Source organism: Streptomyces sp. NPDC059567 (genome assembly GCF_042735655.1).
Lineage (GTDB): Bacteria > Actinomycetota > Actinomycetes > Streptomycetales > Streptomycetaceae > Streptomyces.
Window position 1 is genome coordinate 1 of the sequence record NZ_JBHWBS010000078.1, and the last position, 26,999, is coordinate 26,999.

General features: G+C 70.3%; 21 protein-coding genes and 1 pseudogene. 3 read left to right on the forward strand and 19 right to left on the reverse strand.

Features of this window, described 5'->3' with window-relative positions; translation table 11 throughout:
* Nucleotides 1-119 precede the first annotated feature (119 nt).
* From ACFVZW_RS27460 to ACFVZW_RS27550, 19 genes are all read right to left on the reverse strand, one after another.
* Nucleotides 120-3,797: a ribonuclease E/G gene (locus ACFVZW_RS27460; protein ID WP_384526495.1), complete on the reverse strand. Its 3,678-nt coding sequence runs from the start codon at nucleotides 3,795-3,797 to the stop codon at nucleotides 120-122.
* 234 nt (nucleotides 3,798-4,031) lie between these two features.
* Nucleotides 4,032-4,823: a TIGR03936 family radical SAM-associated protein gene (locus tag ACFVZW_RS27465; RefSeq protein ID WP_384526497.1), complete on the reverse strand. Its 792-nt coding sequence runs from the start codon at nucleotides 4,821-4,823 to the stop codon at nucleotides 4,032-4,034.
* A 123-nt stretch (nucleotides 4,824-4,946) separates the two neighbouring features.
* Nucleotides 4,947-6,167, reverse strand: coding sequence for a hypothetical protein (locus ACFVZW_RS27470; protein ID WP_384526500.1), 1,221 nt, complete (start codon nucleotides 6,165-6,167; stop codon nucleotides 4,947-4,949).
* A 75-nt stretch (nucleotides 6,168-6,242) separates the two neighbouring features.
* Nucleotides 6,243-8,171 (reverse strand): TIGR03960 family B12-binding radical SAM protein, encoded by a 1,929-nt coding sequence (locus ACFVZW_RS27475; protein ID WP_384526503.1) that lies wholly within the window; start codon nucleotides 8,169-8,171, stop codon nucleotides 6,243-6,245.
* Between the two features lie 50 nt (nucleotides 8,172-8,221).
* Entirely contained in the window at nucleotides 8,222-9,760 is a 1,539-nt protein-coding gene (locus ACFVZW_RS27480; RefSeq protein ID WP_384526506.1) for a CHAD domain-containing protein, read from the reverse strand.
* 48 nt (nucleotides 9,761-9,808) lie between these two features.
* Nucleotides 9,809-11,008: a rod shape-determining protein RodA gene (gene rodA / locus ACFVZW_RS27485; RefSeq protein ID WP_384526509.1), complete on the reverse strand. Its 1,200-nt coding sequence runs from the start codon at nucleotides 11,006-11,008 to the stop codon at nucleotides 9,809-9,811.
* Nucleotides 11,009-11,012: 4 nt separating this feature from the next.
* Nucleotides 11,013-13,274, reverse strand: coding sequence for a penicillin-binding protein 2 (mrdA, locus tag ACFVZW_RS27490; RefSeq protein WP_384526512.1), 2,262 nt, complete (start codon nucleotides 13,272-13,274; stop codon nucleotides 11,013-11,015).
* A 19-nt stretch (nucleotides 13,275-13,293) separates the two neighbouring features.
* Nucleotides 13,294-13,959, reverse strand: a complete 666-nt coding sequence (gene mreD, locus ACFVZW_RS27495) for a rod shape-determining protein MreD (RefSeq protein ID WP_384526515.1) — start codon at nucleotides 13,957-13,959, stop codon at nucleotides 13,294-13,296.
* A gap of 4 nt (nucleotides 13,960-13,963) precedes the next feature.
* Nucleotides 13,964-14,986, reverse strand: coding sequence for a rod shape-determining protein MreC (gene mreC, locus ACFVZW_RS27500; RefSeq protein ID WP_384526517.1), 1,023 nt, complete (start codon nucleotides 14,984-14,986; stop codon nucleotides 13,964-13,966).
* Between the two features lie 137 nt (nucleotides 14,987-15,123).
* Nucleotides 15,124-16,143 (reverse strand): rod shape-determining protein, encoded by a 1,020-nt coding sequence (locus ACFVZW_RS27505; RefSeq protein ID WP_056640532.1) that lies wholly within the window; start codon nucleotides 16,141-16,143, stop codon nucleotides 15,124-15,126.
* Nucleotides 16,144-16,427: 284 nt separating this feature from the next.
* Nucleotides 16,428-16,841: a nucleoside-diphosphate kinase gene (gene ndk, locus ACFVZW_RS27510; RefSeq protein WP_376441937.1), complete on the reverse strand. Its 414-nt coding sequence runs from the start codon at nucleotides 16,839-16,841 to the stop codon at nucleotides 16,428-16,430.
* A 150-nt stretch (nucleotides 16,842-16,991) separates the two neighbouring features.
* Entirely contained in the window at nucleotides 16,992-17,339 is a 348-nt protein-coding gene (locus ACFVZW_RS27515) for a DUF4233 domain-containing protein (RefSeq protein ID WP_384526521.1), read from the reverse strand.
* A gap of 5 nt (nucleotides 17,340-17,344) precedes the next feature.
* A complete protein-coding gene (locus ACFVZW_RS27520; protein WP_384526523.1) occupies nucleotides 17,345-18,862 on the reverse strand; it encodes a bifunctional folylpolyglutamate synthase/dihydrofolate synthase in 1,518 nt (505 codons plus the stop codon).
* Between the two features lie 184 nt (nucleotides 18,863-19,046).
* Nucleotides 19,047-20,189, reverse strand: a complete 1,143-nt coding sequence (locus tag ACFVZW_RS27525; RefSeq protein WP_384526526.1) for a sensor histidine kinase — start codon at nucleotides 20,187-20,189, stop codon at nucleotides 19,047-19,049.
* Between the two features lie 172 nt (nucleotides 20,190-20,361).
* A complete protein-coding gene (gene tuf / locus ACFVZW_RS27530; protein ID WP_361445373.1) occupies nucleotides 20,362-21,555 on the reverse strand; it encodes an elongation factor Tu in 1,194 nt (397 codons plus the stop codon).
* 151 nt (nucleotides 21,556-21,706) lie between these two features.
* The gene (gene fusA / locus ACFVZW_RS27535; protein ID WP_355105089.1) at nucleotides 21,707-23,836 is read right to left on the reverse strand and encodes an elongation factor G; all 2,130 of its coding nucleotides are present in this window, start codon (nucleotides 23,834-23,836) and stop codon (nucleotides 21,707-21,709) included.
* Nucleotides 23,837-23,875: 39 nt separating this feature from the next.
* Entirely contained in the window at nucleotides 23,876-24,346 is a 471-nt protein-coding gene (gene rpsG / locus ACFVZW_RS27540; RefSeq protein ID WP_003966970.1) for a 30S ribosomal protein S7, read from the reverse strand.
* 2 nt (nucleotides 24,347-24,348) lie between these two features.
* Entirely contained in the window at nucleotides 24,349-24,720 is a 372-nt protein-coding gene (rpsL, locus tag ACFVZW_RS27545; protein ID WP_003948652.1) for a 30S ribosomal protein S12, read from the reverse strand.
* Between the two features lie 515 nt (nucleotides 24,721-25,235).
* Complete coding sequence (locus tag ACFVZW_RS27550; RefSeq protein ID WP_384526533.1) at nucleotides 25,236-25,697, reverse strand: helix-turn-helix domain-containing protein; 462 nt, start codon at nucleotides 25,695-25,697, stop codon at nucleotides 25,236-25,238.
* Between the two features lie 255 nt (nucleotides 25,698-25,952).
* On the opposite strand from ACFVZW_RS27550, the pseudogene ACFVZW_RS27555 reads away from it, so the two are divergent.
* The 3 genes and pseudogenes from ACFVZW_RS27555 to ACFVZW_RS27565 all read left to right on the forward strand — a co-directional run.
* Nucleotides 25,953-26,369, forward strand: a pseudogene (locus ACFVZW_RS27555) (hypothetical protein); the annotation flags it as partial.
* 84 nt (nucleotides 26,370-26,453) lie between these two features.
* Complete coding sequence (locus tag ACFVZW_RS27560) at nucleotides 26,454-26,651, forward strand: hypothetical protein (RefSeq protein ID WP_384526549.1); 198 nt, start codon at nucleotides 26,454-26,456, stop codon at nucleotides 26,649-26,651.
* Nucleotides 26,638-26,901, forward strand: coding sequence for a hypothetical protein (locus ACFVZW_RS27565; protein WP_384526535.1), 264 nt, complete (start codon nucleotides 26,638-26,640; stop codon nucleotides 26,899-26,901). The genes ACFVZW_RS27560 and ACFVZW_RS27565 overlap by 14 nt, the downstream gene beginning before the upstream one ends.
* Nucleotides 26,902-26,999: the final 98 nt, after the last annotated feature.

Below are 26,999 nucleotides of genomic sequence, written 5' to 3' on the forward strand. Positions count from 1 at the left end.
CCAACCCCACCCCCCTTCTCCCTGGCGCGGGCGCGGGAGCCAGTCGGTTAATATCGGGGCAACGCCGCCGGGGGGGGGGGGGGGCCCGGCCGCCGCGGGCCCCCCCCCCCCCGGCCGTATCAGTCCTGTGCGGGGGCGGCCGTCTTCTTGGTGGCCGCCTTCTTCGCAGTCGTCTTCTTCGCCGCGGTCTTCTTGGTCGCCGCCGTCTTCTTGGTGGCGGCCTTCTTCGCGGTGGCCTTCTTGGCCGTCTTGCGGGCGGCCGTCTTCTTGGCCGGGGCGGGGGCCTCGGCCTCCGCCTCCGCGGCCGGAGCCTCGACGGCGGCCGGAGCCTCGACCACCACGACGGCGGCCTCCTCGGCGCCCGCGGGCGAACCGGCAGGGGCGGTCACCTTACGGACCACCCTGCGACGGGCCCTCGGCGGGGCGGCCACGGGGGCCTCCTCGACGACGGGCTCGGGCGCGGCCTCGACGACCGGCTCCGGGGCGGCGGCGGGCTCGACGACCGGAACCTCGACGACGGGCTCCGGAGCCGCCGCCGGCGAACCGGCCGGGGCCGTCGCCTTACGGGTGGCACGGCGGCGCGCACGGGGGGCCGGGGCGGCCTCCTCGACGACCGGGGCCTCGACCACGGCCTCGACGACGGGCTCGGCCTCCACGACGGGCTCGGGCTCGACCACGACCGGCGCGGGGGCCGCCGCGACCGGAGGACCGGCCGGCGCGGACACCTTGCGGGTCGCCCGACGGCGGCCACGACCACGGGTGGCGGCGGCCTCGGCCTCGGCGGCGCTGCTGTACAGCTCCTCGTCGGCGCGGAAGGGCTCCTCCACGGCCACCGGGGCGGCGATCTCCGCGGCCACCTCGGCCTCGGTCTCGACCGTCTCGGTCTCGGACTCCGTCTCCACGGCCTCGACGTGCTCGTGCTCGTGGTGCTCGGCACCGCCACGGCCACGCTTCTTCGAGCGCTTGCCGCCGCCACCGCCGCCGGGGGCGGTCGGCTGCTCCATGTGCACGATGACGCCACGGCCGTTGCAGTGGACGCAGGTCTCGGAGAAGGACTCCAGCAGACCCTGGCCGACCCGCTTGCGGGTCATCTGGACCAGGCCCAGCGAGGTGACCTCGGCCACCTGGTGCTTGGTCCGGTCACGGCCCAGGCACTCCAGGAGGCGGCGCAGCACCAGATCGCGGTTGGACTCCAGGACCATGTCGATGAAGTCGATGACGACGATGCCACCGAGGTCCCGCAGGCGCAGCTGGCGCACGATCTCCTCGGCCGCTTCGAGGTTGTTCCTCGTCACGGTCTCTTCGAGGTTGCCGCCCTGACCGGTGAACTTGCCGGTGTTGACGTCGACGACGATCATCGCCTCGGTCTTGTCGATCACCAGCGAGCCACCGCTCGGCAGCCAGACCTTGCGGTCCAGCGCCTTCATCAGCTGCTCGTCGATCCGGTACGTCGCGAAGACGTCGACCTCGCTCGTCCACTTGGACAGGCGGTCGGTCAGGTCCGGGGCGACGTGGTTCACGTAGCCGTGGATGGTCTCCCAGGCGTCGTCACCGCTGACGATGACTTTCGAGAAGTCCTCGTTGAAGATGTCGCGGACGACACGGACGGTCATGTCCGGCTCGCCGTAGAGAAGGGTCGGAGCGTTGCCGTTCTTCGCCTTCTTCTGGATGTCCTCCCACTGGGCCTGCAGACGCTCGACGTCGCGGCGCAGCTCGTCCTCGCTCGCGCCCTCGGCGGCGGTGCGCACGATGACGCCCGCGTCCTCGGGGACGATCTTCTTGAGGATGGTCTTCAGGCGGGCGCGCTCGGTGTCCGGGAGCTTGCGGCTGATGCCGGTCATCGAGCCCTCGGGGACGTACACGAGGTAACGGCCCGGCAGGGACACCTGGCTGGTCAGACGGGCGCCCTTGTGACCGATCGGGTCCTTCGTCACCTGGACGAGGACCGACTGGCCGGACTTGAGCGCGGTCTCGATGCGGCGCGGCCCGTTGGCCATGCCGAGCGCCTCGAAGTTGACCTCGCCGGCGTACAGGACGGCGTTGCGGCCCTTGCCGATGTCGACGAAGGCGGCCTCCATGGACGGCAGCACGTTCTGGACCTTGCCCAGGTAGACGTTGCCGACGTACGAGGTGGCCTGCTCCTTGTTGACGTAGTGCTCGACGAGCACGTTGTCTTCCAGGACGCCGATCTGGGTGCGCTCACCGTTCTGGCGGACGACCATGACGCGCTCGACGGCCTCACGGCGGGCCAGGAACTCGGCCTCCGTGATGATCGGGACGCGACGGCGGCCCTGCTCGCGGCCCTCGCGGCGACGCTGCTTCTTCGCCTCCAGGCGGGTCGAGCCCTTGATGGACTGGACCTCGTCGGACGGCTCGGCCTTCTCGCGGGCCGGACGGGGCTCGCGGACCTTGACGACCGTACGGACGCCGTCCTCCTCGCCCGCCTCGGTCTCGCCGGAGGCATCACCGCTGCGGCGGCGACGACGGCGACGGCGACGCGAGCTGCTGCTGCCACCCGTGGAGGTGCCGCCCTCGTACTCGTCGGACTCCTCGGCCTCTTCCTCGGACTCCTCGTCCTCGGCGCGGGCCTCCTCCGCCTCTTCGGTCTCCTCGGTGTCCTCCGCCTCGGCGAGCTCACCGCGACGACGGCGACGGCCGCCACGGCGGCGACGGCGGGACGGACGGTCCTCGTACTCGTCGGACTCCTCGGCCTCCGCCTCGGGCTCCTCGGCCTCGACCTCGGGCTCGTCGGCGACGGTGGCCGGCACCGGCTCGACGGCGACGGGCTCGGCGGGCTCGCCACGACGGCGACGGCGGCGACGGCCGGCGGGCTCGGGGCGCTCGACCGTCTCGACGACGGCGGTGGTCTCCTCGACCTCGACCGTCTCCTCCTCGTCCTCCTCCGGCTCCACGGCCACGGCGGCAGCGGCGGCGGCCGCGGTCTCCGGGGTCTGGAACATGGGCTCGGTGAAGACCGGGGCCTGGAAGACGGCGACGGCGGGGCGCGCGGCGCGACGGCCGCGGGGCTCCTCCTCCGCCTTGGGGGCGGAGACCGGCTCAGCGGTGAACTGCGGCGAGGACGCGCGACGGCGCGTCCGGCCGCGGGTGGCGGCCTTCTCGGCGGCGGCGACCTCGGGCTCGGCCTCTTCGGCGGTGATCTGCGCGACGGTCTCCGACGGCAGGCTCTCGCCGGCCGTCTCGGCGACCGGCTCCGGGGAGGTGGCCTTGCGGGTGGCACGGCGGCGGGTACGCGCGGGGGCGGCGGGCTCCTCGACAGGAGCCTCCTCGGCCACCGGCGCGACCTCGGCAGCGGCGGCGGTCTCGGTCTCGGCGACCGGCTCCGGCGACGTGGCCTTACGGGTCGCACGGCGACGGGTACGCGCGGGGGCGGCCGGCTCCTCGACAGGTGCCTCGGCCGACGCGGCCTCTGCCGCTGCCTCGGTCTCGACGACCGGCTCCGGCGACGTGGCCTTACGGGTCGCACGGCGACGGGTACGCGCGGGGGCGGCCGGCTCCTCGACGGGAGCCTCGGCCGACGCGGCCTCTGCCGCTGCCTCGACCACGGGCTCCGCGGACGTGGCCTTACGGGTCGCACGACGGCGCGGACGCGCGGCGGCGGCCGGCTCCTCCGTGGGCTCCGGCGTGGCGGCGGGCGTCTCCACGACGACCTCGGCCGCGTTCTCGGTGACCTCCGCCGTCACCGGCGGACCGGCGGGGCGGGAAGCGGCGCGGCGCCTACGGCGCGGCGGCAGCTTGTCACCAGGTGCGTTGTTGTTCTCTTCGTTCGGCTCGAGCATGCGGGCGGTTCTCCCGTCACGCTCCCGGGCGCCGCGCCTTGTTCCGGTCCGGCGGCACGATCACGCACGAAGCGCGGTGCCGCCGTCCGGGGCGCGGGCGCCGCACGGGAGCTGATGTCTGGCTCGCCGGTTCCGTACGCGTTGTACGTACGGCCTGGCGAAAGTCTCCTGGTCAGTGCGCTGCCCGACCCAGGTGGCTCCCGAGTACCAGGGCTGCGCTACAACGACCGCTCCCTACGCGGAACCTGCACCCGGCGCCGTCGCTGAGGCGGTCGCGGCGGCCGTGGGTGGAGCGGCCGTGACTACCTCGCGGTCGGGCGCGAGCGGGTCGGTCACCGTGCCGGACTCCTCGTCGAAGAGCCCCTGCGCCAGCCTGGTCACCGCTGCGGGGACCGGCGGCGCCAGGTCGGCCACAGCTCGGAGACCGGACAGGACGTCGTCGGGTCGTACGGCAGGTGTCACGTGCCGAACAACCAGCCGCAGTATCGCACAGGCATTGTCCAGGGGCCTATCAGCCTGGGGACGTGCCTGTGGACGATCGGCGACGAGGTCGGCGACGGCCGAGCGGGCGTCGAAGGTGCGGATGCCGTTCTTGGTCTTGCGCTGCACTTCCACGGTGTCGGCCGCGAGGAAGGCCGATACGGCCTTCTCGGCGTCCTCGAAAGTGACCCCGTCGAGCCGCAGCTCCCACACGGAGGCGGTGAGCCGGTCGGCGAGTCCCGAGGTGCGGGCCTCGACGGCATCGGTGATGTCGAGGCCGTCCGGGAGCGACTCGTCGAGCAGGACCCGCAGGGTCTCCGGATCCCGCGCTTCGGTGAGCGCGATCTCCAGGAACTCTGCCTCGGAGCCCGTACCCGTGGGGGCGGCGTTGGCGTACGACACCTTCGGGTGCGGGGTGAATCCGGCCGAGTACGCCATGGGCACCTCGGCTCGGCGCAGCGCACGCTCGAAGGCGCGCTGGAAGTCACGGTGGCTGGTGAACCGGAGGCGGCCGCGCTTGGTGTAGCGCAGTCGGATGCGCTGCACCGCCGGTGCGGGCGGCGGGCCTTCGGGCTGTCGCTTGCCCAGTGGTTCTTCTCCTCGGTGCGGGGCGGGCGCGGTGGCGCGCCGCCCACGAAATGCGGGTGGCCTCTGGGGGGCCCGACCGGCTCACCCCTGCTTTCGCAGGGAGATCTCGGGTGCGGGCGCCGCGCCGGAGGCGGTTGTTGTACTACCCAGAGTACGCGCAGGGGCCACCACCGGTTCCCCAGGCTCGGTCACTCGGGCTCCGCCGACCAGCGCGTGCCAGGCGTCGCGGCGGGCCTGCCGCACGGTCGCGCGTGCCGAGCGGAGGGCGCCCCGGGCGGCCCTTCCGGCCTCGACGGCCGCCCGCCTGGCCGGCGCCCACACCTGGTCGCGGACCCAGTGCCCGACGGGGGTGCAGACGGCGCGATAGATCCAGGTCACGGGGCGGCCGAAGAGATTCCGGACCACCCACTTGAGTGCCCGGCCGACGGCCCGGGAGATGAACCCCGCGATCCGCCAGCAGACCCGGAAGGCGTCCACGATCTCCCGCCCGAGGGGCGCCAGGACCCGGCGCCAGAGCCATCCGAGGGGCAGGACGATCCCGTACCGCCACAGTGCGACCCAGGGCCGGACGAACAGCGCTTTGCCGAGCCACACCAGGGCGTGGCCGAGGCCGGTGAACAGCCACGTCAGCCCGTGACCGAGTGGGGTGAGGACGGCCCGGTAGAGCCAGACGGCGGGCATCCCGATCCCGTACCGGGCCACCGGCACGACGAGATACCGCCACAGGGCCGTGGCGAGCGGGGCGAGGATCCACCGGTACACCCAGACCGCGGGGACACCGATCCCGTACCGGGCGACCGGCACGAGCACGTACCGCCACAGCGCGACCCACGGCCAGACGAACAGCGCCTTGCCCACCCAGCGGCCGACGACACCGAGGCCCTCCCCCAGCCGGGCGAAGAACCACGCGAGGCCACGGCCCACCGTGGTGAAGAACCACGCGAGGCCGTGCCCGACCGGGGTGAGGACCGACCGGTAGAGCCACCCGGCCGAAAGCACGAGCCCGTACCGGGCGACCGGCACGAGCACGTACCGCCACAGCGCGACCCACGGCCAGACGAACAGCGCCTTGCCCAGCCAGACCACCGGCTTCGCCACCAGCGTGCGGAACATCCAGCCGAGCGCCCGCCCGACCGGCCGCAGCACCCGCAGCTCGACGGCCCGCCCGCAGACGACGAGAACGTCCCACACCAGCCGGACGGGTACGACGACGACCAGCACCACGATCCGAACCGGAATCCTGATGAACGCCGTCAGACAGCCCTCCGGCTCTCCCCCGGGCTGCGCCTTCTCCATGCTCATGCCGGAAATGACGCGACGGCCCGGCGGAGGGTTTCCCCTCGCACCGGGCCGTCGCCGGAGTGTTACCGGAACGGGCTACTTGACCACGCTCAGCGGCAGCAGCTTCTTGCCCGTCGGACCGACCTGGATCTCGGTCTGCATCGCCGGGCACACACCGCAGTCGAAGCACGGCGTCCAGCGGCAGTCGTCGACCTCGGTCTCGTCCAGCGCGTCCTGCCAGTCCTCCCAGAGCCAGTCCTTGTCCAGACCGGAGTCCAGGTGGTCCCAGGGCAAGACCTCCTCGTAGGTGCGCTCACGGGTCGTGTACCAGTCGACGTCGACCCCCATGGCCGGCAGCGTCTTGTCGGCGCACTGCATCCAGCGGTCGTACGAGAAGTGCTCGCGCCAGCCGTCGAAGCGGCCGCCGTCCTCGTACACCGCGCGGATGACGGCGCCGATCCGCCGGTCGCCGCGCGAGAGCAGGCCCTCGACGATGCCGGGCTTGCCGTCGTGGTAGCGGAAGCCGATCGAGCGGCCGTACTTCTTGTCGCCGCGGATCTTGTCCCGGAGCTTCGCCAGGCGCGCGTCCGTCTCCTCCGCCGAGAGCTGCGGGGCCCACTGGAAAGGGGTGTGCGGCTTCGGGACGAATCCGCCGATGGAGACCGTGCAGCGGATGTCGTTCTGGCCGGAGACCTTGCGGCCCTCGGCGATGACGTTGACCGCCATGTCGCCGATCTGGAGGACGTCCTCGTCCGTCTCGGTCGGCAGGCCGCACATGAAGTACAGCTTCACCTGGCGCCAGCCGTTGCCGTACGCCGTGGAGACGGTCCGGATCAGGTCCTCCTCCGAGACCATCTTGTTGATGACCTTGCGCATCCGCTCGGAGCCGCCCTCGGGCGCGAAGGTGAGACCGGAGCGACGGCCGTTCCTCGTCAGCTCGTTGGCCAGGTCGACGTTGAACGCGTCGACGCGGGTCGAGGGGAGGGAGAGACCGATCTTGTCCTCGGTGTACCGGTCGGCGAGGCCCTTGGCGATGTCGCCGATCTCGGTGTGGTCCGCGGAGGAGAGCGAGAGGAGGCCGACCTCCTCGAAGCCCGTCGCCTTGAGACCCTTCTCGACCATCTCGCCGATGCCGGTGATGCTTCGCTCCCGCACGGGGCGCGTGATCATGCCGGCCTGGCAGAAGCGGCAGCCGCGGGTACAGCCGCGGAAGATCTCGACGGACATCCGCTCGTGGACCGTCTCGGCGAGCGGGACCAGCGGCTGCTTCGGGTAGGGCCACTCGTCGAGGTCCATGACGGTGTGCTTGGACACGCGCCACGGCACGCCGGAGCGGTTGGGCACGACGCGGGCGATCCGGCCGTCGGCCAGGTACTCGACGTCGTAGAAGCCCGGGATGTAGACCGAGCCGGTCTTGGCGAGCCGGAGGAGGACCTCCTCGCGGCCGCCGGGGCGGCCCTCGGCCTTCCAGGCACGGATGATCTCGGTCATGTCGAGGACGGCCTGCTCGCCGTCGCCGATGATCGCCGCGTCGATGAAGTCCGCGATCGGCTCGGGGTTGAAGGCGGCGTGGCCGCCGGCGAGCACGATCGGGTGGTCGACGGTGCGGTCCTTCGACTCCAGCGGGATGCCCGCCAGGTCGAGGGCCGTGAGCATGTTGGTGTAGCCGAGCTCGGTGGAGAAGCTCAGGCCGAAGACGTCGAAGGCGCCGACGGGGCGGTGGCTGTCCACGGTGAACTGCGGGACCTTGTGCTCCCGCATCAGCTCCTCGAGGTCCGGCCACACGCTGTAGGTGCGCTCGGCGAGGACACCCTCCCGCTCGTTCAGTACCTCGTAGAGGATCATGACGCCCTGGTTGGGCAGACCGACCTCGTACGCGTCCGGGTACATGAGCGCCCAGCGGACGTCGGCGGACTCCCACGGCTTGACCGTGGAGTTCAGCTCTCCACCGACGTACTGAATCGGCTTCTGCACGTGCGGGAGCAGAGCTTCGAGCTGCGGGAAGACAGACTCGGCAGCAGACATCTCGAACCTTCGTGAGCTGGCAGGGGGCGACTCTCAAGCGTACCCGGTGCTCAGTGACTCAGTGCCGCCCTCGGTTTCGGGGCCGAGGCCCGCTCCCAGACCTGCGGGAACTCGCGTTCGCGGTCGGCGCCGGCCGCTTCCTCCTGGCCGTAGAGGAGTCCCCAGGTGAAGGCGGACTCGCCCGCGGCGTGGGCCTGGACGGCGAGGGTGCGCAGGGCCTCGCGGGCGACGACGCTGTCCTGGTGGTCGCCGAGGACGGTCTGGACGGACTTCATGCGCTTGGCGAAGCGCTTGGCCGGCTTGCCGAGGGTCGGGGTGGCGGCCTCCGCGGCGTAGCGGGCGCGTTTGGCGGCCTTGCGGGCCTCGTGCATGGCGAGGTCGCGGTCGTGGCCCGCGGGCAGGGCGAGTGCGTGGTCGACACGGCCGGCGAGCCGGTCGTAGTCCTTGAGGACGGCCTTGGCGAAGACCGGCGGGGCGTCCTTCGTGGCGTCCTTCAGCAGGGGCGGGTCGGTGAGCAGCGCGTCGAGGGCGGACAGGAGCGCGAGGTGGCGCGCGGAGTCGAGGGCGGCGAGTGCGGTGCGCCGGGCGCCGCCGCCGTGTGCGGCGTTCCAGATGCGGAGCCGGGAGCGGACGGGGCCGAGGAGGAGGGTGCGGGGCAGTTCCTCGATCCGGCCGCGCAGGCGGTCGAGGAGCACTTCCTGGTCGCGGGCGACGCCGAGCTCCCCGGCGAGCCATTTCAGCTCCTCGCCGATGGGGTCGGTGACGGTGCGGTCGAGGACTTTGCGGTACGTCTTGAAGGCGCTGCGGAGGCGGCGGGTGGCGACCCGCATCTGGTGGACGGAGTCGGGGAGGTCACGGCGGACGGCGGGGTCGAGGGCGATGATCGCGTCGATCTGCTCCTCCACATAGGCGAGGACGCGGCCGCCCGCGGTGTCCTCCCCCGGCCGGAAGACCGCGTCATGGGCGCCGCCGGCCGAGCCCGCGTCGGGGTCCGTCGTCTCCGCCAGGGCCCTGGCGAGTTTCGAGGCCGATGCCGACGGCCGTACGCCCGCCTTCTTCAGGCGCTTCTCGACGGCGTCCAGGACGGTGGGGTCCGCGCCGTCCGCGAGTTCGACCTCGATCTCCGTCCAGGAGGTCTCTCCGCCGGACTCGGTCAGGCGCTCGGCGTGGACCGTGTCGACGGACACCTCCGCGACCAGGGTCCCCTCCTCGTCGACGAGGTGGCGGACGTCCCGGGAGGAGCGGAGGCGGACGACGGGGACGACGTCCTCGTCGCGGATGCGGGAGCGCAGGAGTCGGGCGAGGGGTGTCGGGAGGGTGTCGGCGAGCGGGGCTCTGATCTCGTCGCGGATCCCGGACGCGACGGGGAACTTGAGGTGCCAGCCCGCGTCCTCCCCGCCCGTGCGGCGGCGCAGGGTGAGCGAGTCGGCGGCCAGCCGCAGATCGGCCGTGTCGTAGTAGACGGCGTCGAGTTCGGCGACGCCCCGGTCGAGGACGGCCGAGACTCCCCGGGCCCTGGTGAGGTCCGGGAGCCCCGCCTTCTCGGTGGCTTCGTACTTCCGCTCGATCTCGCGCTTCGTCTCCGCCATGAATCGAATCTAGACGTGAAGTGAACGGAAGGGCAGACCCTCTTGAGCCTAAGCGGTTATCGGCCTCTGTACGCGGATCGACTGGAGCAGTCCGATCGCCACCCACACGGCGAACATCGACGAGCCTCCGTAGGAGACGAACGGGAGCGGGAGGCCCGCCACGGGCATGATGCCGAGGGCCATGCCGATGTTCTCGAAGGACTGGAAGGCGAACCAGGCGATGATGCCGGCGGCGACGATCGTGCCGTACAGCTCGGTCGTCTCGCGTGCGATCCGGCAGGCGCGCCAGAGGATGACGCCGATCAGCGCGATGATCAGTCCGCCGCCGAGGAAGCCGAGCTCTTCGCCGGCGACGCTGAAGATGAAGTCGGTCTGCTGTTCGGGCACGAACTGGCCGCTGGTCTGGTGGCCGTTGAAGAGTCCCGCGCCGTACAGGCCGCCGGAGCCGATCGCGATGCGCGCCTGGTTGGTGTTGTAGCCGACGCCCGCCGGGTCGAGCTCGGGGTTGGCGAAGGCGGCGAAGCGGTTGATCTGGTACTCGTCGAGCACGCCGAGCGCGGCGACGAGTGCGGCACCGCTGATGCCCGCGACGATGAGGCCGAGGACCCAGCGGTTGGAGGCGCCGGAGGCGAGGAGCACGCCGAGCACGATCACCGCCATGACCATCACCGAACCGAGGTCCGGCATCAGCATGACGATCGCCATGGGGAGCGCGGCGAGGAGGAGGGCCTTGGCGACGGTGCGGTGGTCGGGGTGGACCTGGTCGCCGGCGTCGACGCGGGCGGCCAGCAGCATCGCCATGATCAGGATGATGGTGATCTTGACGAACTCGCTGGGCTGGAGCGAGAAGCCGCCGCCGATGACGATCCACGCGTGGGCGCCGTTGATGGTCGCGCCGAGCGGGGTGAGGACGGCGAGGATCAGCAGGATCGAGATGCCGTAGAGGATCGGCACCGCGCCGCGCAGGGTGCGGTGGCCGAGCCAGATCGTGCCGATCATCAGGGCGAGGCCGATGCCGGTGTTGAGGACGTGGCGGAAGAGGAAGTAGTACGGGTCGCCGTTGTTGAGCTCGGTGCGGCCGCGGGTGGCGGACCAGACGAGCAGCGCGCCGAGGAGGGACAGGGCGAGCGCCGACAGCAGGATCGGCCAGTCGAGCCGGCGCAGCATCGAGTCGCGGGCGGTGAGTTTCGCGAGCGACCCGCGCTCGGGCGCGTACCGGGAGACGGAGAATCCGTGGGGTGCGGTCATCGCGTCAGTCCCTCCAGATGTGCGGGGTGCCCATGAGCGGCGACTTCCCGTCGTCCGGCTTGGCCGGATCGCCCTGGCCTGCCGGATCGCCCTGACCTGCCGGATCGACCAGGCCTGCCGCGTCGCCCTGCTTGACCGGCTTGACCAGCTGTGAGGCGGGGTCGTACGGCTTGATGTCGGGCGCGTCGATGGAGCCGTCGGCCTGGATCTTCGGCAGCCCCTGCTGCGGCTTGGGCAGCAGGGCGCGCTTGAGGTCCTGGTTGCCTTCGTCGTCGAGGCCGTAGAGGGCGTCGTAGATGTTGCGCACGGCGGGGCCGGACGCGCCGGAGCCCGTACCACCCTGGGAGATCGTCATGACGATCGTGTAGTCGTCGGTGTACGTGGCGAACCAGGAGGTCGTCTGCTTGCCGTAGACCTGGGCGGTGCCGGTCTTGGCGCGCATCGGGATCTTGTCCTGGGGCCAGCCGCCGAACCGCCAGGCGGCGGTACCGCCGGGCTCGACGACGGAGCGCAGGCCCTTGTCGAGGTCGGCGATGGTCTTGGCATCGACCGGCAGCTTGCCGTGGGCCGTCGGCTTGATCTCCTGGATCCGCTTGCCGTCGGGGCTGATCACGGCCTTGCCGATGGTCGGGTCGTAGAGGGTGCCGCCGTTGCTGATCGCCGCGTAGGCGGTGGCCAGCTGGACGGGCGTGATGAGGACGTCGCCCTGACCGATGGAGAAGTTGATGCTGTCGTAGGCCTTCAGCTGGTTGCCCTCGAGGCAGCTCTCATAGGCGATCTGCTCGACGTAGGTGCCCCCCTTCTTGCCCTGCTTGCACCAGGCGTCCTTGTTGGCCTCCCAGAACTTCTGCTTCCACTGGCGGTCCGGGATACGGCCCTTGACCTCGTTCGGCACGTCGATGCCGGTCTCGGAGCCGAAGCCGAAGTCACGGGCGGTCCGGTAGAACCAGTCGTGGGCGTCCTTCTTGGGCTTTATGCCGCCGTCGCGGCTCCACTCCTGGTGGCCGAGGCGGTAGAAGACCGTGTTGCAGGAGTACTTGAGGGCGTCGCCGAGGGTGATGGGGCCGTGCCCCTGCGACTCGAAGTTCGCGAAGCTCCGGTTGCCCATGCTGTAGGAGCTGCTGCAGAGGTACTTGTCGTCGAAGTCGTATCCGGCCCGGACGGCCGCGCTCGCCGACACCACCTTGAAGACGGAGCCGGCGGGCGCCTGCCCCTGGATGGCCCGGTTGAGCAGCGGGTAGTTGGAGTCCTTGCTGGTGAGCCGGGCGTAGTCCTTGCCGGAGATGCCGCCGACCCAGGCGTTCGGGTCGTAGTCGGGCTGGGACGCCATCGCGACGACGCGGCCCGTCCTGGACTCCATGACGACGACGGCGCCCGCGTCGGCCTCGTACTTACGGCCGGTGATCTTGTCGGTCTCGCCCCGGACCAGCTTCATCGCCTGGTGGAGCTCGTACTCGGCGACCGACTGGACGCGGGCGTCGATGCTGGTGACGAGGGTGGAGCCGGGCACGCCCGGATCGGACTGGGTCTGGCCCATGACCCGGCCGATCTTGTCGACCTCGTACGACGTGACGCCGGCCTTGCCGCGCAGCTCCTTGTCGTAGGTGCGTTCGATGCCGGAGCGGCCGACCTGGTCGGAGCGCAGATACGGCGAGTCGGTGTCCTTGGCCTTCTGGATCTCCTCGTCGGTGACCGGCGAGAGATAACCGAGCACCTGCGCGGTGCGGGCGTTGCCGGGCGCCGTGTAGCGGCGTACGGCGGCGAGTTCGGCAGTGATGCCGGGGAAGTCCTCGGTGCTCTCCCGGATCCGAAGCGCCTGCTGCGTGGTGGCCTCGTCGGTGATCGGGATCGGCTGGTAGGGCGAGCCGTTCCAGCAGGGCTGCGGGGTCTCGGAGTCGCAGAGCCGGACCTTGTCCATGACGTCCTTGGGCTTCATTCCCAGGACGCCGGCGAGACGGGTGAGGACGGCCTTGCCGTCGTCCTTCATCTTCATCAGGTCGGTACGGGACGCGGAGACCACGAGACGGGTCTCGTTGTCGGCGAGGGGGACTCCGCGGGCGTCGAGGATCGCTCCGCGGACGGCGGGCTGGACGACCCGCTGGACGTGGTTGCTCTTCGCCTCGTCGGTGTACTCCTTGCCGTTGCGGATCTGGAGGTACCAGAGGCGTCCGCCGAGGGTGAGGAGCAGGGAGAAGACGAGGACCTGGATGACGACGAGCCGGATCTGGACCCTGGGAGTCCGCCCGGTCTCCGGGATGTTGCTCATACTGCCGGTACCCCCTCGGTCACAGTCGCTTGACTCCCTTGATGCGTCCGGCGCGTGAGGCTCTGGTGCGGGCCGCCTTGACGAGCATCCCGCCGCGTTGGCTGCCGATCCGCAGGCCGGTCCCGGAGGAGAGCCAGCCGGAGGAGACGTCCGTGGCACCCCCTGAGGTGTCGGCGAGCGGGTCGTTCTCCGCGCGCCGGGCCAGCGCCATGATCAGCGGCACGGTGAAGGGCGCGAGGAGGAGGTCGTAGATCGCCGCGGTGAACAGCAGGAAGCCGAGGCCGACATGGCGGGCGGCGGTGTCGCCGACGAGGGCACCGACCCCCGCGTACAGCAGGGTGGAGCCGAGCGCCGCGGCGACGACCACGGCCATCGGGCCGCTGGCGGACTTCAGCTTGCCGTTGTCGGGGCGGGCGAGTCCGGCGAGGTAGCCGATGACGCAGAGGACCAGGGCGTAGCGGCCCGCGGCGTGGTCGGCGGGTGGAGCGAGGTCGGAGAGGAGACCGGCCCCGAAGCCGATGAGGGAGCCGCTGACCGGCCCGTACACGAGCGCGAGGCCGAGGACGGTCAGCAGGACGAGGTCCGGCACGGCGCCGGGGAGCTGGAGGCGCGAGAGGACGGACACCTGGACGACCAGGGCGACCACCACGAGGGTGGCGGAGAGGAGAATGCGGTTGAACTTCACGGCCTCAGTCCCCCTGCTCCTGCTGCTGGTTCTGCTGCTGGTCCTCGGGCTTGCGGGCCTGGTCCTGGGTGGCGTCCCGCACCGGCTGCTGCCCGTCCCCGCCCTGCTGTTGCTGCCCCTCCGGTGGTGGTGGGGTGACCGTCACGGTGACGGTGGGCGCGGGCTTGGGCTTGGGCGGCAGGACCATGTCGCGGGGGTTGGTACGCGGGGCCTGGACGACGACGCCGACGATGTCGAGCTTGGAGAAGCCGACGTACGGGCGGACGTAGACGTTGCGGGTCAGGCCGCCGCCCATCGGGTCGACGCGGACGATCTCGCCGACCGGCACGCCGGGCACGAAGGGCTTGTCGGCCTGCGAGCCGAAGGTGACGAGCCGGTCGCCGGTCTTCACCTTCGCCTTGCCGTTGAGGAGCTGGACGAGGAGGGGGCCGTTGCCCTGGCCGGTGGCGAAGCCGAGCTCGTCCGACTTCTCCATGCGGGTGCCGACGGTGAAGTCGGGGTCGTTGGCGAGGAGCACGGTCGCGGTGGAGGGCCCGACCGTGGTGACGCGGCCGACCAGACCGGCGCCGTTGAGCACGGTCATGTCCCGCTCGATGCCGTCGTTGGCGCCGGCGTCGATGGTGACGGTCCAGGAGAAGCCCTGGGCCGCCCCTATGGCGATGACCTCGGCGCCCTTGATGCCGTACTGCCCGGCGCCTGCCGTCTTGAGGAGGGTGTCGAGCTCACGGATGCGGCTGCGGTTGCGGTCGTCGCTGCCGAGCTTGGCCTTGAGGGCCGCGTTCTCGCGCTCCAGGGCGGCGATCCGGTCGTGCCGCTCGCCGGAGTCGCGTACGGCTCCGATGGCGTTGCCGATGGGGTCGACGGCTGACGCGACCCCGTTCTCGACCGGCCCGAAGACCGCGGCGGCTGCCTGCCGGGCGCCGTCGACCGGTGACTCCTTGCCGCCGCGGATGTCCACCGTGATCAGTGCGAACGCGATGGCGATCAGCAGCACCAGGAGCAGCCGGCTCTCTCGTGTGTCCCTCACGTGCGGCGGCCGTGCCTTTCCTCTTGGTTCGGTTGTTCCATACGATTCGTGCCGGTTTTTGCCGTTATATCAACGATCGGCTGTACGGGGGTTCTTGCCACCCGCACAGCCGATCGTCGCGGATCGTCGCCGATCCGTTATCGGCGGGGCTGGGCGTCCAGGACCTGCTGGAGCGCCTCGAACTCCTCCACGCACTTGCCGGAACCGAGCGCCACCGAGTCCAGCGGGTCCTCGGCGATGTGGATCGGCATCCCGGTCTCGCGGCGCAGCCGCTCGTCCAGGCCGCGCAGCAGGGCGCCACCACCCGTGAGAACGATGCCGCGGTCCATCACGTCACCGGAGAGCTCGGGCGGGCACTTGTCGAGCGTCGTCTTCACGGCGTCGACGATGGCGTTGACCGGCTCCTCGATGGCCTTGCGGACCTCGGCGGCCGAGATGACCACGGTCTTGGGCAGACCGGAGACGAGATCGCGGCCGCGGATCTCGGTGTGCTCGTCGTTGTCGAGGTCGTAGGCCGAGCCGATGGTGATCTTGATCTGCTCGGCGGTGCGCTCACCGAGGAGGAGCGAGTACTCCTTCTTGATGTGCTGGATGATCGCGTTGTCGAGCTCGTCGCCGGCCACCCGGATCGACTGTGCTGTGACGATTCCGCCCAGTGAGATCACGGCGACCTCGGTGGTGCCGCCGCCGATGTCGACGACCATGTTGCCGGTGGCCTCGTGGACCGGGAGGCCCGAGCCGATGGCCGCGGCCATGGGCTCCTCGATGATGTGCACCTGTCGGGCGCCGGCCTGGGTGGACGCCTCGATGACGGCGCGGCGCTCCACTCCGGTGATACCGGACGGCACGCACACGACGACCCGGGGGCGAGCCAGGTAGCGGCGCTTGTGGATCTTGAGGATGAAGTAGCGGAGCATGCGCTCGGTGATCTCGAAGTCGGCGATCACACCGTCCTTCAGGGGCCGGACGGCGACGATGTTGCCGGGCGTCCGGCCGATCATCTTCTTCGCCTCGGCGCCGACCGCCAGGATTCCGCCGGTGTTGGTGTTGATCGCGACGACGGACGGCTCGTTCAGAACGATGCCTCGACCCCTGACGTACACCAGCGTGTTGGCGGTCCCGAGGTCGACAGCCATGTCACGGCCGATGAACGACATTGAGTTCCCCTTGTTTCCCATGAGGATGCGTCGGGCCTTCCCAATTGGAGCGTTGACGGCTTCTCAGGTCGGCGAGGTGGTGGGTTTTCGGGTGCTGCGGCGTGGAGTTTTCCATCGTAGTGCCGCCCACCCGGATACCGCGCGGTGGTCCACCTCTGTATAGGTGACGGTAGGACGCTGCGATGCGTTCCCGGCCCAACCGTTCATATGCCCTGGGGCGACCGAAATTCCTTCGGTCGCCCCAGGTTGTTGCGGTGGATGGCTGACACCCGGTCAGCCCCGGGTCACGCCAGGCCGGGGAAGAAAAGCTTCATTTCCCGAATGGCGGACTCCTCGGAGTCCGAGGCGTGGATGAGGTTCTCCCGGACGATGGTGCCGAAGTCCCCGCGGATGGAGCCGGGGGCGGCGGCGATCGGGTCGGTCGGGCCGGCGAGGGTCCGCAGGCCCTCGATGACGCGCTCGCCCTCGACGACCAGGGCGACGACCGGGCCGGACTGCATGAAGCCCATGAGCGGCTCGTAGAAGGGCTTGCCCTTGTGCTCGCCGTAGTGCTGCTCCAGCGTGTCCTGGCTCAGCTCACGCAGTTCGAGCGCGGAGATGGTCCAGCCCGCCTTGCGCTCGATACGGCCGATGATCTCGCCGATCAGGCCACGGCGGACGGCGTCGGGCTTGAGCAGGACGAGCGTGCGCTGGCTCACGGTAGAGACTCCTTCAATGCGGTGTGCGGGACTCAGAGGCTACAGGGCCCCCACGGCCGTCGATTACGCAGCGTCAGCCTCAGGAGGGGGCTCCTCCGCATCCTGCGTACCACCCCGTCCGGGACGGGCCGCCCCGGCTCTCCGGAGGCGCTACGCCGTCTCCGCCTCGGCCTGCGCGGCCCAGCGGGCCTTCGCCTCGTCGATCTTGCGGCCGTAGTGGATCGAGGCCCACCACAGCACCGCGAAGGTCGCGCCCAGGAAGAACATCACCGGCACCACGAAGCCGCTCGCGACGAGAGCGATCTGCAGCACCCAGCCGAGCTGGAGCCCGCCCGGGCGGGTGATCATCCCGCAGAGCAGCACCGACACCAGCATCGCGATGCCGCAGACCCACCAGACCGCGGACATCGACAGGCTCGCGTCCTTCATGGCGACGAGCCCGGCGAACCCGATCACGAAGAACTCGCCGATCAGCGTCGAGGCACAGAGCGTACGCATCGGATTCAGCGCCTTCCGAGGAGCAGCCGGGCATCCCCGACCGTGAAGATCGAACCGGTCACCAGGACGCCCGCTCCCGCGTACTCGTCCTCTTCCTCCGCGAGGGTGATCGCCGCCTCGATGGCGTCGTCCAGCCGCGGCTCCACGACCACCCGGTCCTCGCCGAAGACCTCCACGGCGATCGCCGCGAGCGTGTCCACGTCCGTCGCGCGGGGGTTGGAGTTCGCCGTGACGACGATCTCCGCGAAGATCGGCTCGAAGGCTTCGAGCAGACCCTTGGCGTCCTTGTCGGAGCTGGTGGAGACCACACCGATGAGCCGCGAGAAGCCGAACGACTCGCTGATGCCGTCGGCCGTCGCCCGCGCGCCGTGCGGGTTGTGCGCGGCGTCCAGGATCACCGTCGGGGAGCTGCGGACGACCTCGAGGCGGCCCGGCGAGGCCACCGCGGCGAAGGCGCGGCGCACGGTGTCGAGATCCAGGGTGCGGGCGTGCTCCGCGCCGATGCCGAAGAACGCCTCGACCGCCGCGAGGGCGACCGCCGCGTTGTGCGCCTGGTGCGCGCCGTACAGCGGCAGGAAGACCTCTTCGTACTCGCCGCCGAGCCCGCGCAGGGTCAGCAGCTGGCCGCCGACCGCGATCTCGCGGGAGACGACGCCGAACTCCATGCCCTCGCGGGCCACCGTCGCGTCGACCTCGACGGCCTTCTTCAGCATGACCTGGGCGGCGTCCACCGGCTGCTGGGCCAGGATCACCGTCGCGCCCTGCTTGATGATCCCGGACTTCTCGCCGGCGATCTCGCCCGGCGTCTCGCCGAGGCGGTCGGTGTGGTCGAGGTCGATCGGGGTGACGACGGCGACCGAGGCGTCGATGACGTTGGTCGCGTCCCAGGTGCCGCCCATGCCGACCTCGACGACCGCCACGTCCACCGGGGCGTCGGCGAACGCCGCGTACGCCATTCCGGTGAGGACCTCGAAGAAGGAGAGCCGGAACTCCTCGCGGGCGTCCACCAGCTCCACGTACGGCTTGATGTCCTGGTACGTCTCGATGAAACCCTCGGCGGAGATCGGGGCGCCGTCCAGGCTGATCCGCTCGGTGATCGTCTGCACGTGCGGCGAGGTGTAGCGCCCGGTGCGCAGGTCGAAGGCGGTCAGCAGGGCCTCGACGATGCGGGCCGTGGACGTCTTGCCGTTCGTGCCCGTGATGTGGATCGAGGGGTACGCGCGCTGCGGCTCGCCGAGCACGTCCATCAGCGCCGCGATCCGCGTCACCGAGGGCTCCAGCTTGGTCTCGCCCCAGCGGGTCGCCAGCTCGGTCTCGACCTCGCGCAGCGCCCTGTCCACCTCAGGGTCGGCGGGCCGGGCGGGCACGGGATCGCCCTGGGGCGGGCCGGCCTGCGCGCGCAGCGTGCGGCTGCCGGCCTCGATCACCGCCAGGTCGGGGTCCCGGTTGGTCTCTGTGTCGACGATCTCGTCGAACGGGTCGGACGGGTCGGACGCGTCGAACTGGTCGCGGGGCTCACTCACGGACCCAGTCTACGGAGGGGGACCGACAGGGCGGTGGACGCACCCCTATCGGGACTTTCCCGACCCGCTCGGCCCTCGCGGCGAGCCCCGAAAGCCCGCTCGGCGTGTCCCGACGCCGCTCGGCGCACCCCGAAGCCGGTTCAGTGCACCCCGAGGCCGTTCAGTGCAGCCCCAAGCAGCCCGTTCAGTGCACCCCGAAGCCCGTCGGCAGCAGCGCGGTCACCCTGTACGTGTCGCCGTCCGGCCCCGCCGAGAGGCCTCCGCCCATGCTGGTGACGCGCTCCTCCATGGAGAACAGCCCCGTGCCCGTCGAGACCGGGGCACGGTCCGGCGGGGTCGTGGGGAGCGGATTGCGGACCTCGATGCGCAGGTCGGGGCCGGTCACCGAGATCGTCACGGACACCGGCAGGCCGGGCGCGTGCTTGGCCGCGTTCGTCAGACACTCCTGGACGACCCGGTGGACGGCCGTCTGCCGCAGCGGGGAGAGCGCCTTCGCCTCCTCGGCCACCATGAGCTCGACCGGGCTGCCCATCCGCTCGCTCTCCTCCGCGAGCTCGAAGAGCCCGTCGAGACCGGGCGTGGCGGTGCCCTGATCGGCCCGGCGCACGATCGTCTCGTTGAGCATGTGGTGGGCGCGCCGCGCGGTGTCCGCGAGCTCCTCGAAGTCCTTCACGTGCGCCTCGCCCCTGGCCCGTACGGCGAGCACCTCGGCCCGCACGGCGAGCACGGTCAGCTCCCGGCCCACGAGGTCGTGGACGTCCCGGCCGACCGAGATGCGCTCCTCCTGCACCGCCTGCCGCGCCGCGGCGTCGGCGCGCTGGCACTCCAGGGCGCGGACCAGGTCCTGTCGGTACGCGGCGATGCCCACGCCGGCCGCGAGCACGCCGATGGGGACGACGAGGCTGAGGAAGTCGCTGAGCGTCTCGCCGTGCCGGGCGGGCCAGCCGGGCGTCTGGAAGAGCGCGTACGCCACACCCACGTAGAGCACCGTGGCGACGACGGCGACCCTGCGGCCGCGGAACCGGCCCAGTGAGTACAGCGCGAACTGAATCATCGTCAGCTCGTGCAGCCAGCCCATGAGGGCGAGCGCCACCAGGTACGGGATCCAGGGCAGCCGGCGCCGCAGCACCAGCGTCGCCGCGCCGGCCGCCAGGACGAGGGTCGCGGTGACGCCTGTCAGCGAGTTGTCCGCGCGCGCGAGCCCGGGCACGTCCAGGACCATCAGGGCGAAGGCGCTGAGCGCGGCGATGACGTCGAGGGCGTGCGGTGAACCGGCCCACCGGTCCACGCGGCGGCGCAACGCGGGCAGGGCGGGGAGACGGGACATGCCCTCCATCATCCAAGGTCCTTGGACCCGGAGCGCATGACCTAGGTCACAAGTAGTGCGATATCACGCACTCCGGACAAAAGAGAGGGGGGGGGGGGGCCCCGCGCGGGGGGGGGGGGGCCCCCCTCTTATGACGCTCCGTCAGGAGCGGCACAGGTCAAGCGATCGACAATTACTTGTTGATCTTGACGACCTGGCCGGCGCCCACGGTCCGACCACCCTCACGGATGGCGAACTTCAGGCCCTCCTCCATGGCGACGGGCTGGATCAGCTCGACGGTCATGGCGGTGTTGTCGCCCGGCATGACCATCTCGGTGCCCTCGGGGAGGGTCACGACGCCGGTCACGTCCGTGGTACGGAAGTAGAACTGCGGGCGGTAGTTGTTGAAGAACGGGGTGTGACGGCCACCCTCGTCCTTCGACAGGATGTAGGCCTGGGCCTCGAACTCGGTGTGCGGCGTGACCGAACCGGGCTTGATGATGACCTGGCCGCGCTCGACATCCTCGCGCTTGATGCCACGGAGGAGCAGACCGACGTTCTCACCGGCCTGGCCCTCGTCGAGCAGCTTGCGGAACATCTCGATGCCGGTGACCGTGGTGGTGACCTTCTCGGTCTTGATACCGACGATGTCGACGGTCTCGTTGACCTTGAGGACACCACGCTCGATACGACCGGTGACGACGGTGCCACGACCGGTGATCGTGAAGACGTCCTCGATCGGCATCAGGAACGGCTTGTCGACGTCACGCTCGGGCTGCGGGATCGCCTCGTCGACGGCGGCCATCAGGTTCAGGACCGACTGGCCCCACTCCTTGTCGCCCTCGAGCGCCTTGAGCGCCGAGACCTTGACGACCGGCAGGTCGTCGCCCGGGAACTCGTACTCGGAGAGGAGCTCACGGACCTCGAGCTCGACGAGCTCCAGGATCTCCTCGTCGTCCACCATGTCGGCCTTGTTCAGGGCGACGACGATGTACGGAACGCCGACCTGGCGGGCCAGGAGCACGTGCTCCTTGGTCTGCGGCATCGGGCCGTCGGTGGCCGCGACCACGAGGATGGCGCCGTCCATCTGCGCCGCACCCGTGATCATGTTCTTGATGTAGTCCGCGTGACCGGGGCAGTCGACGTGGGCGTAGTGACGCGACTCGGTCTGGTACTCGACGTGCGCGATGGAGATGGTGATACCGCGCTGGCGCTCCTCAGGAGCCTTGTCGATCTGGTCGAAGGCCGAGGCCTCGTTCAGGTCCGGGTACGCGTCGTGCAGCACCTTGGTAATGGCGGCCGTGAGGGTCGTCTTACCGTGGTCAATGTGACCGATGGTGCCGATGTTGACGTGCGGCTTAGTCCGCTCGAACTTCGCCTTCGCCACTGGGGTCCTCCTGGAGTGGTTCTGAACGCCTTGCTTCATCGGCGCCAGGTGATCTTTGCTGGGATGCCATCCGCCGGGGCCCGATCCCTCGGGTTTCGTGGGCCGAAGCCCCGGCGACTGGTGTCAAGCCTAAAGCGTGCACTCGGGTGAGTTACTCGCCCTTGGCCTTCGCGATGATCTCCTCGGCGACGTTCCGGGGAACCTCGGCGTAGGAGTCGAACTGCATCGAGTAGCTTGCGCGACCCGAGGTCTTGCTGCGGAGGTCTCCGACGTAGCCGAACATCTCCGAGAGGGGCACGAGGCCCTTCACGACGCGAGCGCCGCTGCGCTCCTCCATGGCCTGAATCTGGCCACGGCGGGAGTTGATGTCGCCGATGACCTCACCCATGTAGTCCTCGGGCGTGACGACCTCAACGGCCATCATCGGCTCAAGGATGACGGGGGAAGCCTTGCGCGCGGCCTCCTTGAAGGCCTGCGAACCGGCGATCTTGAACGCGAGCTCGGAGGAGTCGACCTCGTGGTAGGCACCGTCGAGAAGGATGACGCGGACGCCAGTCATCTCGTAGCCGGCCAGGATGCCGAACTGCATGGCCTCCTGCGCACCGGCGTCGACCGAAGGGATGTACTCCTTCGGGATGCGGCCACCGGTGACCTTGTTCACGAACTCGTACGAGGCGTCGCCGCCCTCGATGGGCTCGATCGCGATCTGCACCTTGGCGAACTGACCGGTACCACCGGTCTGCTTCTTGTGGGTGAAGTCCACGCGCTCGACGGCCTTGCGGATCGTCTCGCGGTACGCGACCTGCGGCTTGCCGACGTTCGCCTCGACCTTGAACTCGCGACGCATACGGTCGACGAGGATGTCGAGGTGAAGCTCGCCCATACCACCGATGATGGTCTGGCCGGTCTCCTCGTCAGAGTGGACCTGGAAGGAGGGGTCCTCCTCCGCGAGACGCTGGATGGCGACACCCAGCTTCTCCTGGTCACCCTTGGACTTGGGCTCGATCGCGACCTGAATGACCGGCGCCGGGAAGTCCATGGACTCCAGGATGACCGGGTTCTTCTCGTCGCACAGCGTCTCACCGGTGGTGGTCTGCTTCAGGCCCATGACGGCGACGATGTCGCCGGCGCCCACCGAGTCGATCTCCTCACGCTTGTTCGCGTGCATACGGTAGATCTTGCCGATGCGCTCCTTCTTGCCCTTGACGGAGTTCAGCACCGAGGTGCCGGCCTCCAGGCGACCGGAGTAGATCCGGACGAAGGTGAGCTTGCCGAGGTGCGGGTCGCTCGCGATCTTGAAGGCGAGCGCGGAGAGCGGCTCGTCCTCGGAAGGCTTGCGCTTCACGACGACCTCAGCGTCCTTGACGTCGTGGCCCTCGATGGCCTCGACGTCCAGGGGGGAGGGCAGGTAGCGGACGACCGCGTCGAGCAGGGGCTGGACACCCTTGTTCTTGAACGCGGTGCCACAGAAGACGGGGGTGATCGTCTTCTCGCCGCCACCCTTGCCGGAGGCAATGGTGATACGACGGATCGCGGCGTACAGCTGCTCCTCGGTGGGCTCCTGGCCCTCGAGGAAGAGCTCCATGATCTCTTCGTCGTTCTCGGCGACGGTCTCGACCAGCTTGCCGCGCCACTCTTCAGCGGCCTCGGTGTGCGTGGCCGGGATGTCGACGACGTCGTACATCTCGCCCTTGGTCGCCTCGGCGGACCAGACCAGAGCCTTCATGCGGACGAGGTCCACGACACCCTGGAAGTCCATCTCGGAACCGATGGGGAGCTGCATGACGATCGGGACGGCGCCGAGGCGGTCCACGATCATGTCGACGCAGCGGTGGAACTCGGCACCCGTACGGTCGAGCTTGTTGACGAAGCAGATACGCGGAACGCCGTAGCGGTCCGCCTGACGCCAGACAGTCTCGGACTGGGGCTCGACACCGGCGACGCCGTCGAACACCGTCACCGCACCGTCGAGCACGCGGAGCGAACGCTCCACCTCGACGGTGAAGTCGACGTGGCCCGGGGTGTCGATGATGTTGATGGTGTGGTCGACGTCCTCGAGCGGCCAGTGGCAGGTCGTCGCGGCGGACGTGATCGTGATGCCGCGCTCCTGCTCCTGCTCCATCCAGTCCATCGTGGCAGCGCCGTCGTGGACTTCACCGATCTTGTACGAGACGCCGGTGTAGAACAGGATCCGCTCGGTGGTGGTCGTCTTGCCCGCGTCGATGTGAGCCATGATGCCGATGTTGCGCACCTTGGCAAGGTCAAGCGAAGTGGTAGCCATATCGGCTCAGTCTTCTCTCGGTCTCGATGTGGGTTGCGACTACCAGCGGTAGTGCGCGAAGGCCTTGTTGGACTCGGCCATCTTGTGCGTGTCCTCACGCTTCTTGACCGAAGCACCGAGGCCGTTGGAGGCGTCGAGGAGCTCGTTCATGAGGCGCTCGGTCATGGTCTTCTCGCGGCGGGCGCGGGAGTAACCCACGAGCCAGCGGAGCGCGAGGGTGGAGGCGCGACCGGGCTTGACCTCGATCGGCACCTGGTAGGTGGCGCCACCGACACGGCGGGACTTGACCTCGAGGGACGGCTTCACGTTCTCGAGGGCGCGCTTCAGCGTGATGACCGGGTCGTTGCCGGTCTTCTCGCGGAGGCCTTCCATGGCGCCATAGACGATGCGCTCGGCGGTGGAACGCTTGCCGTCCAGCAGGATCTTGTTGATCAGCGAGGTGACAAGAGGAGAGCTGTAGACCGGGTCGATGATGACCGGGCGCTTCGGGGCGGGGCCCTTACGAGGCATTCTTACTTCTCCTTCTTGGCGCCGTAGCGGCTGCGAGCCTGCTTACGGTTCTTGACGCCCTGCGTGTCGAGGGAACCGCGGATGATCTTGTAGCGAACACCCGGCAGGTCCTTCACACGGCCACCACGCACGAGCACGATGGAGTGCTCCTGCAGGTTGTGACCCTCACCCGGGATGTAGGCCGTGACCTCGATGCCCGAGGTCAGACGCACACGCGCGACCTTACGGAGGGCCGAGTTCGGCTTCTTCGGGGTGGTCGTGAACACACGCGTGCAGACGCCGCGACGCTGAGGGGAACCCTCGAGTGCGGGCGTCTTGTTCTTCTCGACCTTGTCCTGCCGGCCCTTCCGGACCAGCTGCTGGATCGTAGGCACTACTTCTCCGGTTTCTGTGTGCCGTCGTAAAACTAACCTGGAACACAGCACCGACCCACGCGGTCGGGTGTGTCGAATACTGCGGACCTCCGCCGAGGGCGGAAAAGGCGCAGATTGCGGTGGCCGTTGACGAACTCGCCGTGCGGCTGATGACACGCACACGAGCCCAGGCACACCCCAGGCACAAGGTCTGAGCGTACCTACCGCATGGACTCCGGTCAAAACAAATGCCCCGTCGCCCGGGCACCCGGCCGACGTGGGAGAACACGGAAGGGACGCCGCGGGGGCGGAGGACCTCCGACCGGGAGCCACCGCCGGGGCTCCACCCGGGGCCGCGCGCGACAGAACCCCGACACCCCGGCCGCCGCCCGAGCCGCCAAGACCCCCGAGGGGCCAGGGCACGAAGACGGCACCGCCGCCCGCCGCGGGGGCGGCTGCCCGGGCGCCGCGGGGGCCGGGCGCGGGCCGCGGGCGGCCGGGGCCCCGGCTGTTTTGTGTGGTGCCGCGGTGTCCGCTCAGTCCCGCGCGGCACGCCGCGCGTCCGGCGCGTCACCGCCCTCGGCGCCGCCCTGCGCGCCCTCCTCGTCGGGCTCCAGGAACTGGTTCACCACCTTGATGAAGACGCCGAGCCGCTCGTCGGGGACGCCGAGCCAGTGCGCGAAGTCCTCCATGGTCGGCTGCCAGTCGCTCGGCGGGAGCAGGTCCGCCGCGATCGGCAGCTCCTCCGGCGTCACCCGGCCGGACCGGATCAGCATGTCGCGGACGGACACCCCGAGCAGCGGGGCGATCCTGCGCATGGTCTCCAGGTCGGGCATGCTCTGCCGCTGCAGCAGCCGGGTCACGGCGGCGCGATGCACCCCCGCCTCGTCCGCGATCCGGGACTTCCCACCGCCGCGCGGGCTGTCGATGTCGTAGCCGCGCTCTCTCATCAGGCTTTCGACCCAGCCTGCGAATTCGTCCAGCCCACGAGTGGTCATGTACCGCTCCTCACTCCTCCAGGCGCCACACTCTAGCGTGCTTGCGCGCACGGAATTACGTGCTCTCGGGCGCGCAACCGTGTTGAAACGGTAAAGGCATCTCCCCATTCTTGTTGCGCGCCCGCACGCAACATGTAACGCTGGCTCGCCGCCGACCGCATCGGCCTCCCGGGCCCCAGGGACCTCACCGGCCCCACGGGACCCATCGTTGGCCCCGGAGACTGGAGAACACCTTGCCCTTGCCCGACTCCCCCGGTACGCGCCCGGCTGGGGCTCCCCCGCCCCGGCCGCGCCCCGGTCGTCGAACGGCTCCGGCGCACGATCGCGCTGCTCGACGACATCGCGGCCCACCCCGACCTGGCGCGGCACGTGCGGGACGAGCTGCGCCGCATTGCCCGGCGCTGCGCGCGCACGCTCGGCGTCACGGAGCAGGTCGTACGGGTCTCGGGGCGTTGCCCCTGGTGCGACTCGGTGTCGCTGCGGGCGTTCCCCGACCGGCGCGCCGTGCTCTGCGTGAACCCGGCCTGCACCTGTACCGACGAGGAGTGCGGCTGCCAGGACGACCCGGCGTACCGCCATCTGTGGCCCGAGGAGGAGTGGGGCGACCTGGCGGACGCGGCGGGCTGCCGTGCCGAGGAACTCGAAGCCGCGATGGAGGAGAACCCGTGCTGATGTCCCTGACTCCGGCCACCCTGATCCCCGGGCCGCTGGCGGCCGAGGAGGTCCGAAGCCGCCAAGCGCACCGCCCGTACCGTCCTGCAGTCCGCCGTCGCCCTCGCCGTCGTCCTCCCCGCGGTCGTCGACGCCTCCGGCCTCCCGGCCACCCTCCCCTGGGTCGCCGGAGCGCTCGCCGCCGCCGGCGCCCTCACCCGGGTGATGGCGGTCCCGGCCGTCCAGAGCCTGCTCCCCGCCTGGCTGCGCACCACCTCGGGAGCGGCCGATGACCGAGCCTGAACAGCACGACCCGGTCACCGTCGCCGTCGAACTGGAGCGGCTCCGCGGCACGCTGGAGGCGGGGTTCGCCCGGGTCGACGGCTCGCTGGCGCTGCTGGTGCAGCGCAGTGACCAGACGGACAAGCAGCTCGCCGACATGGAGTCCCGGCTGGACACCCTGGAGCGCGCCCGCTGGCCGCTCACCAGCATCGCCGCGCTGACGGCGAGCGCCGGCCTGATGCTCGCGGTCTGGGAGCTGGCCGGCCGCTAGCCCCTCCTGTTCCGCACATGCCGAAGGGCGGGCCCCCCGGGGGGGGGTGCCCCCCCGGGGGTGGCGCCACATACAGGGGGTCGCGTATACACCAAGGT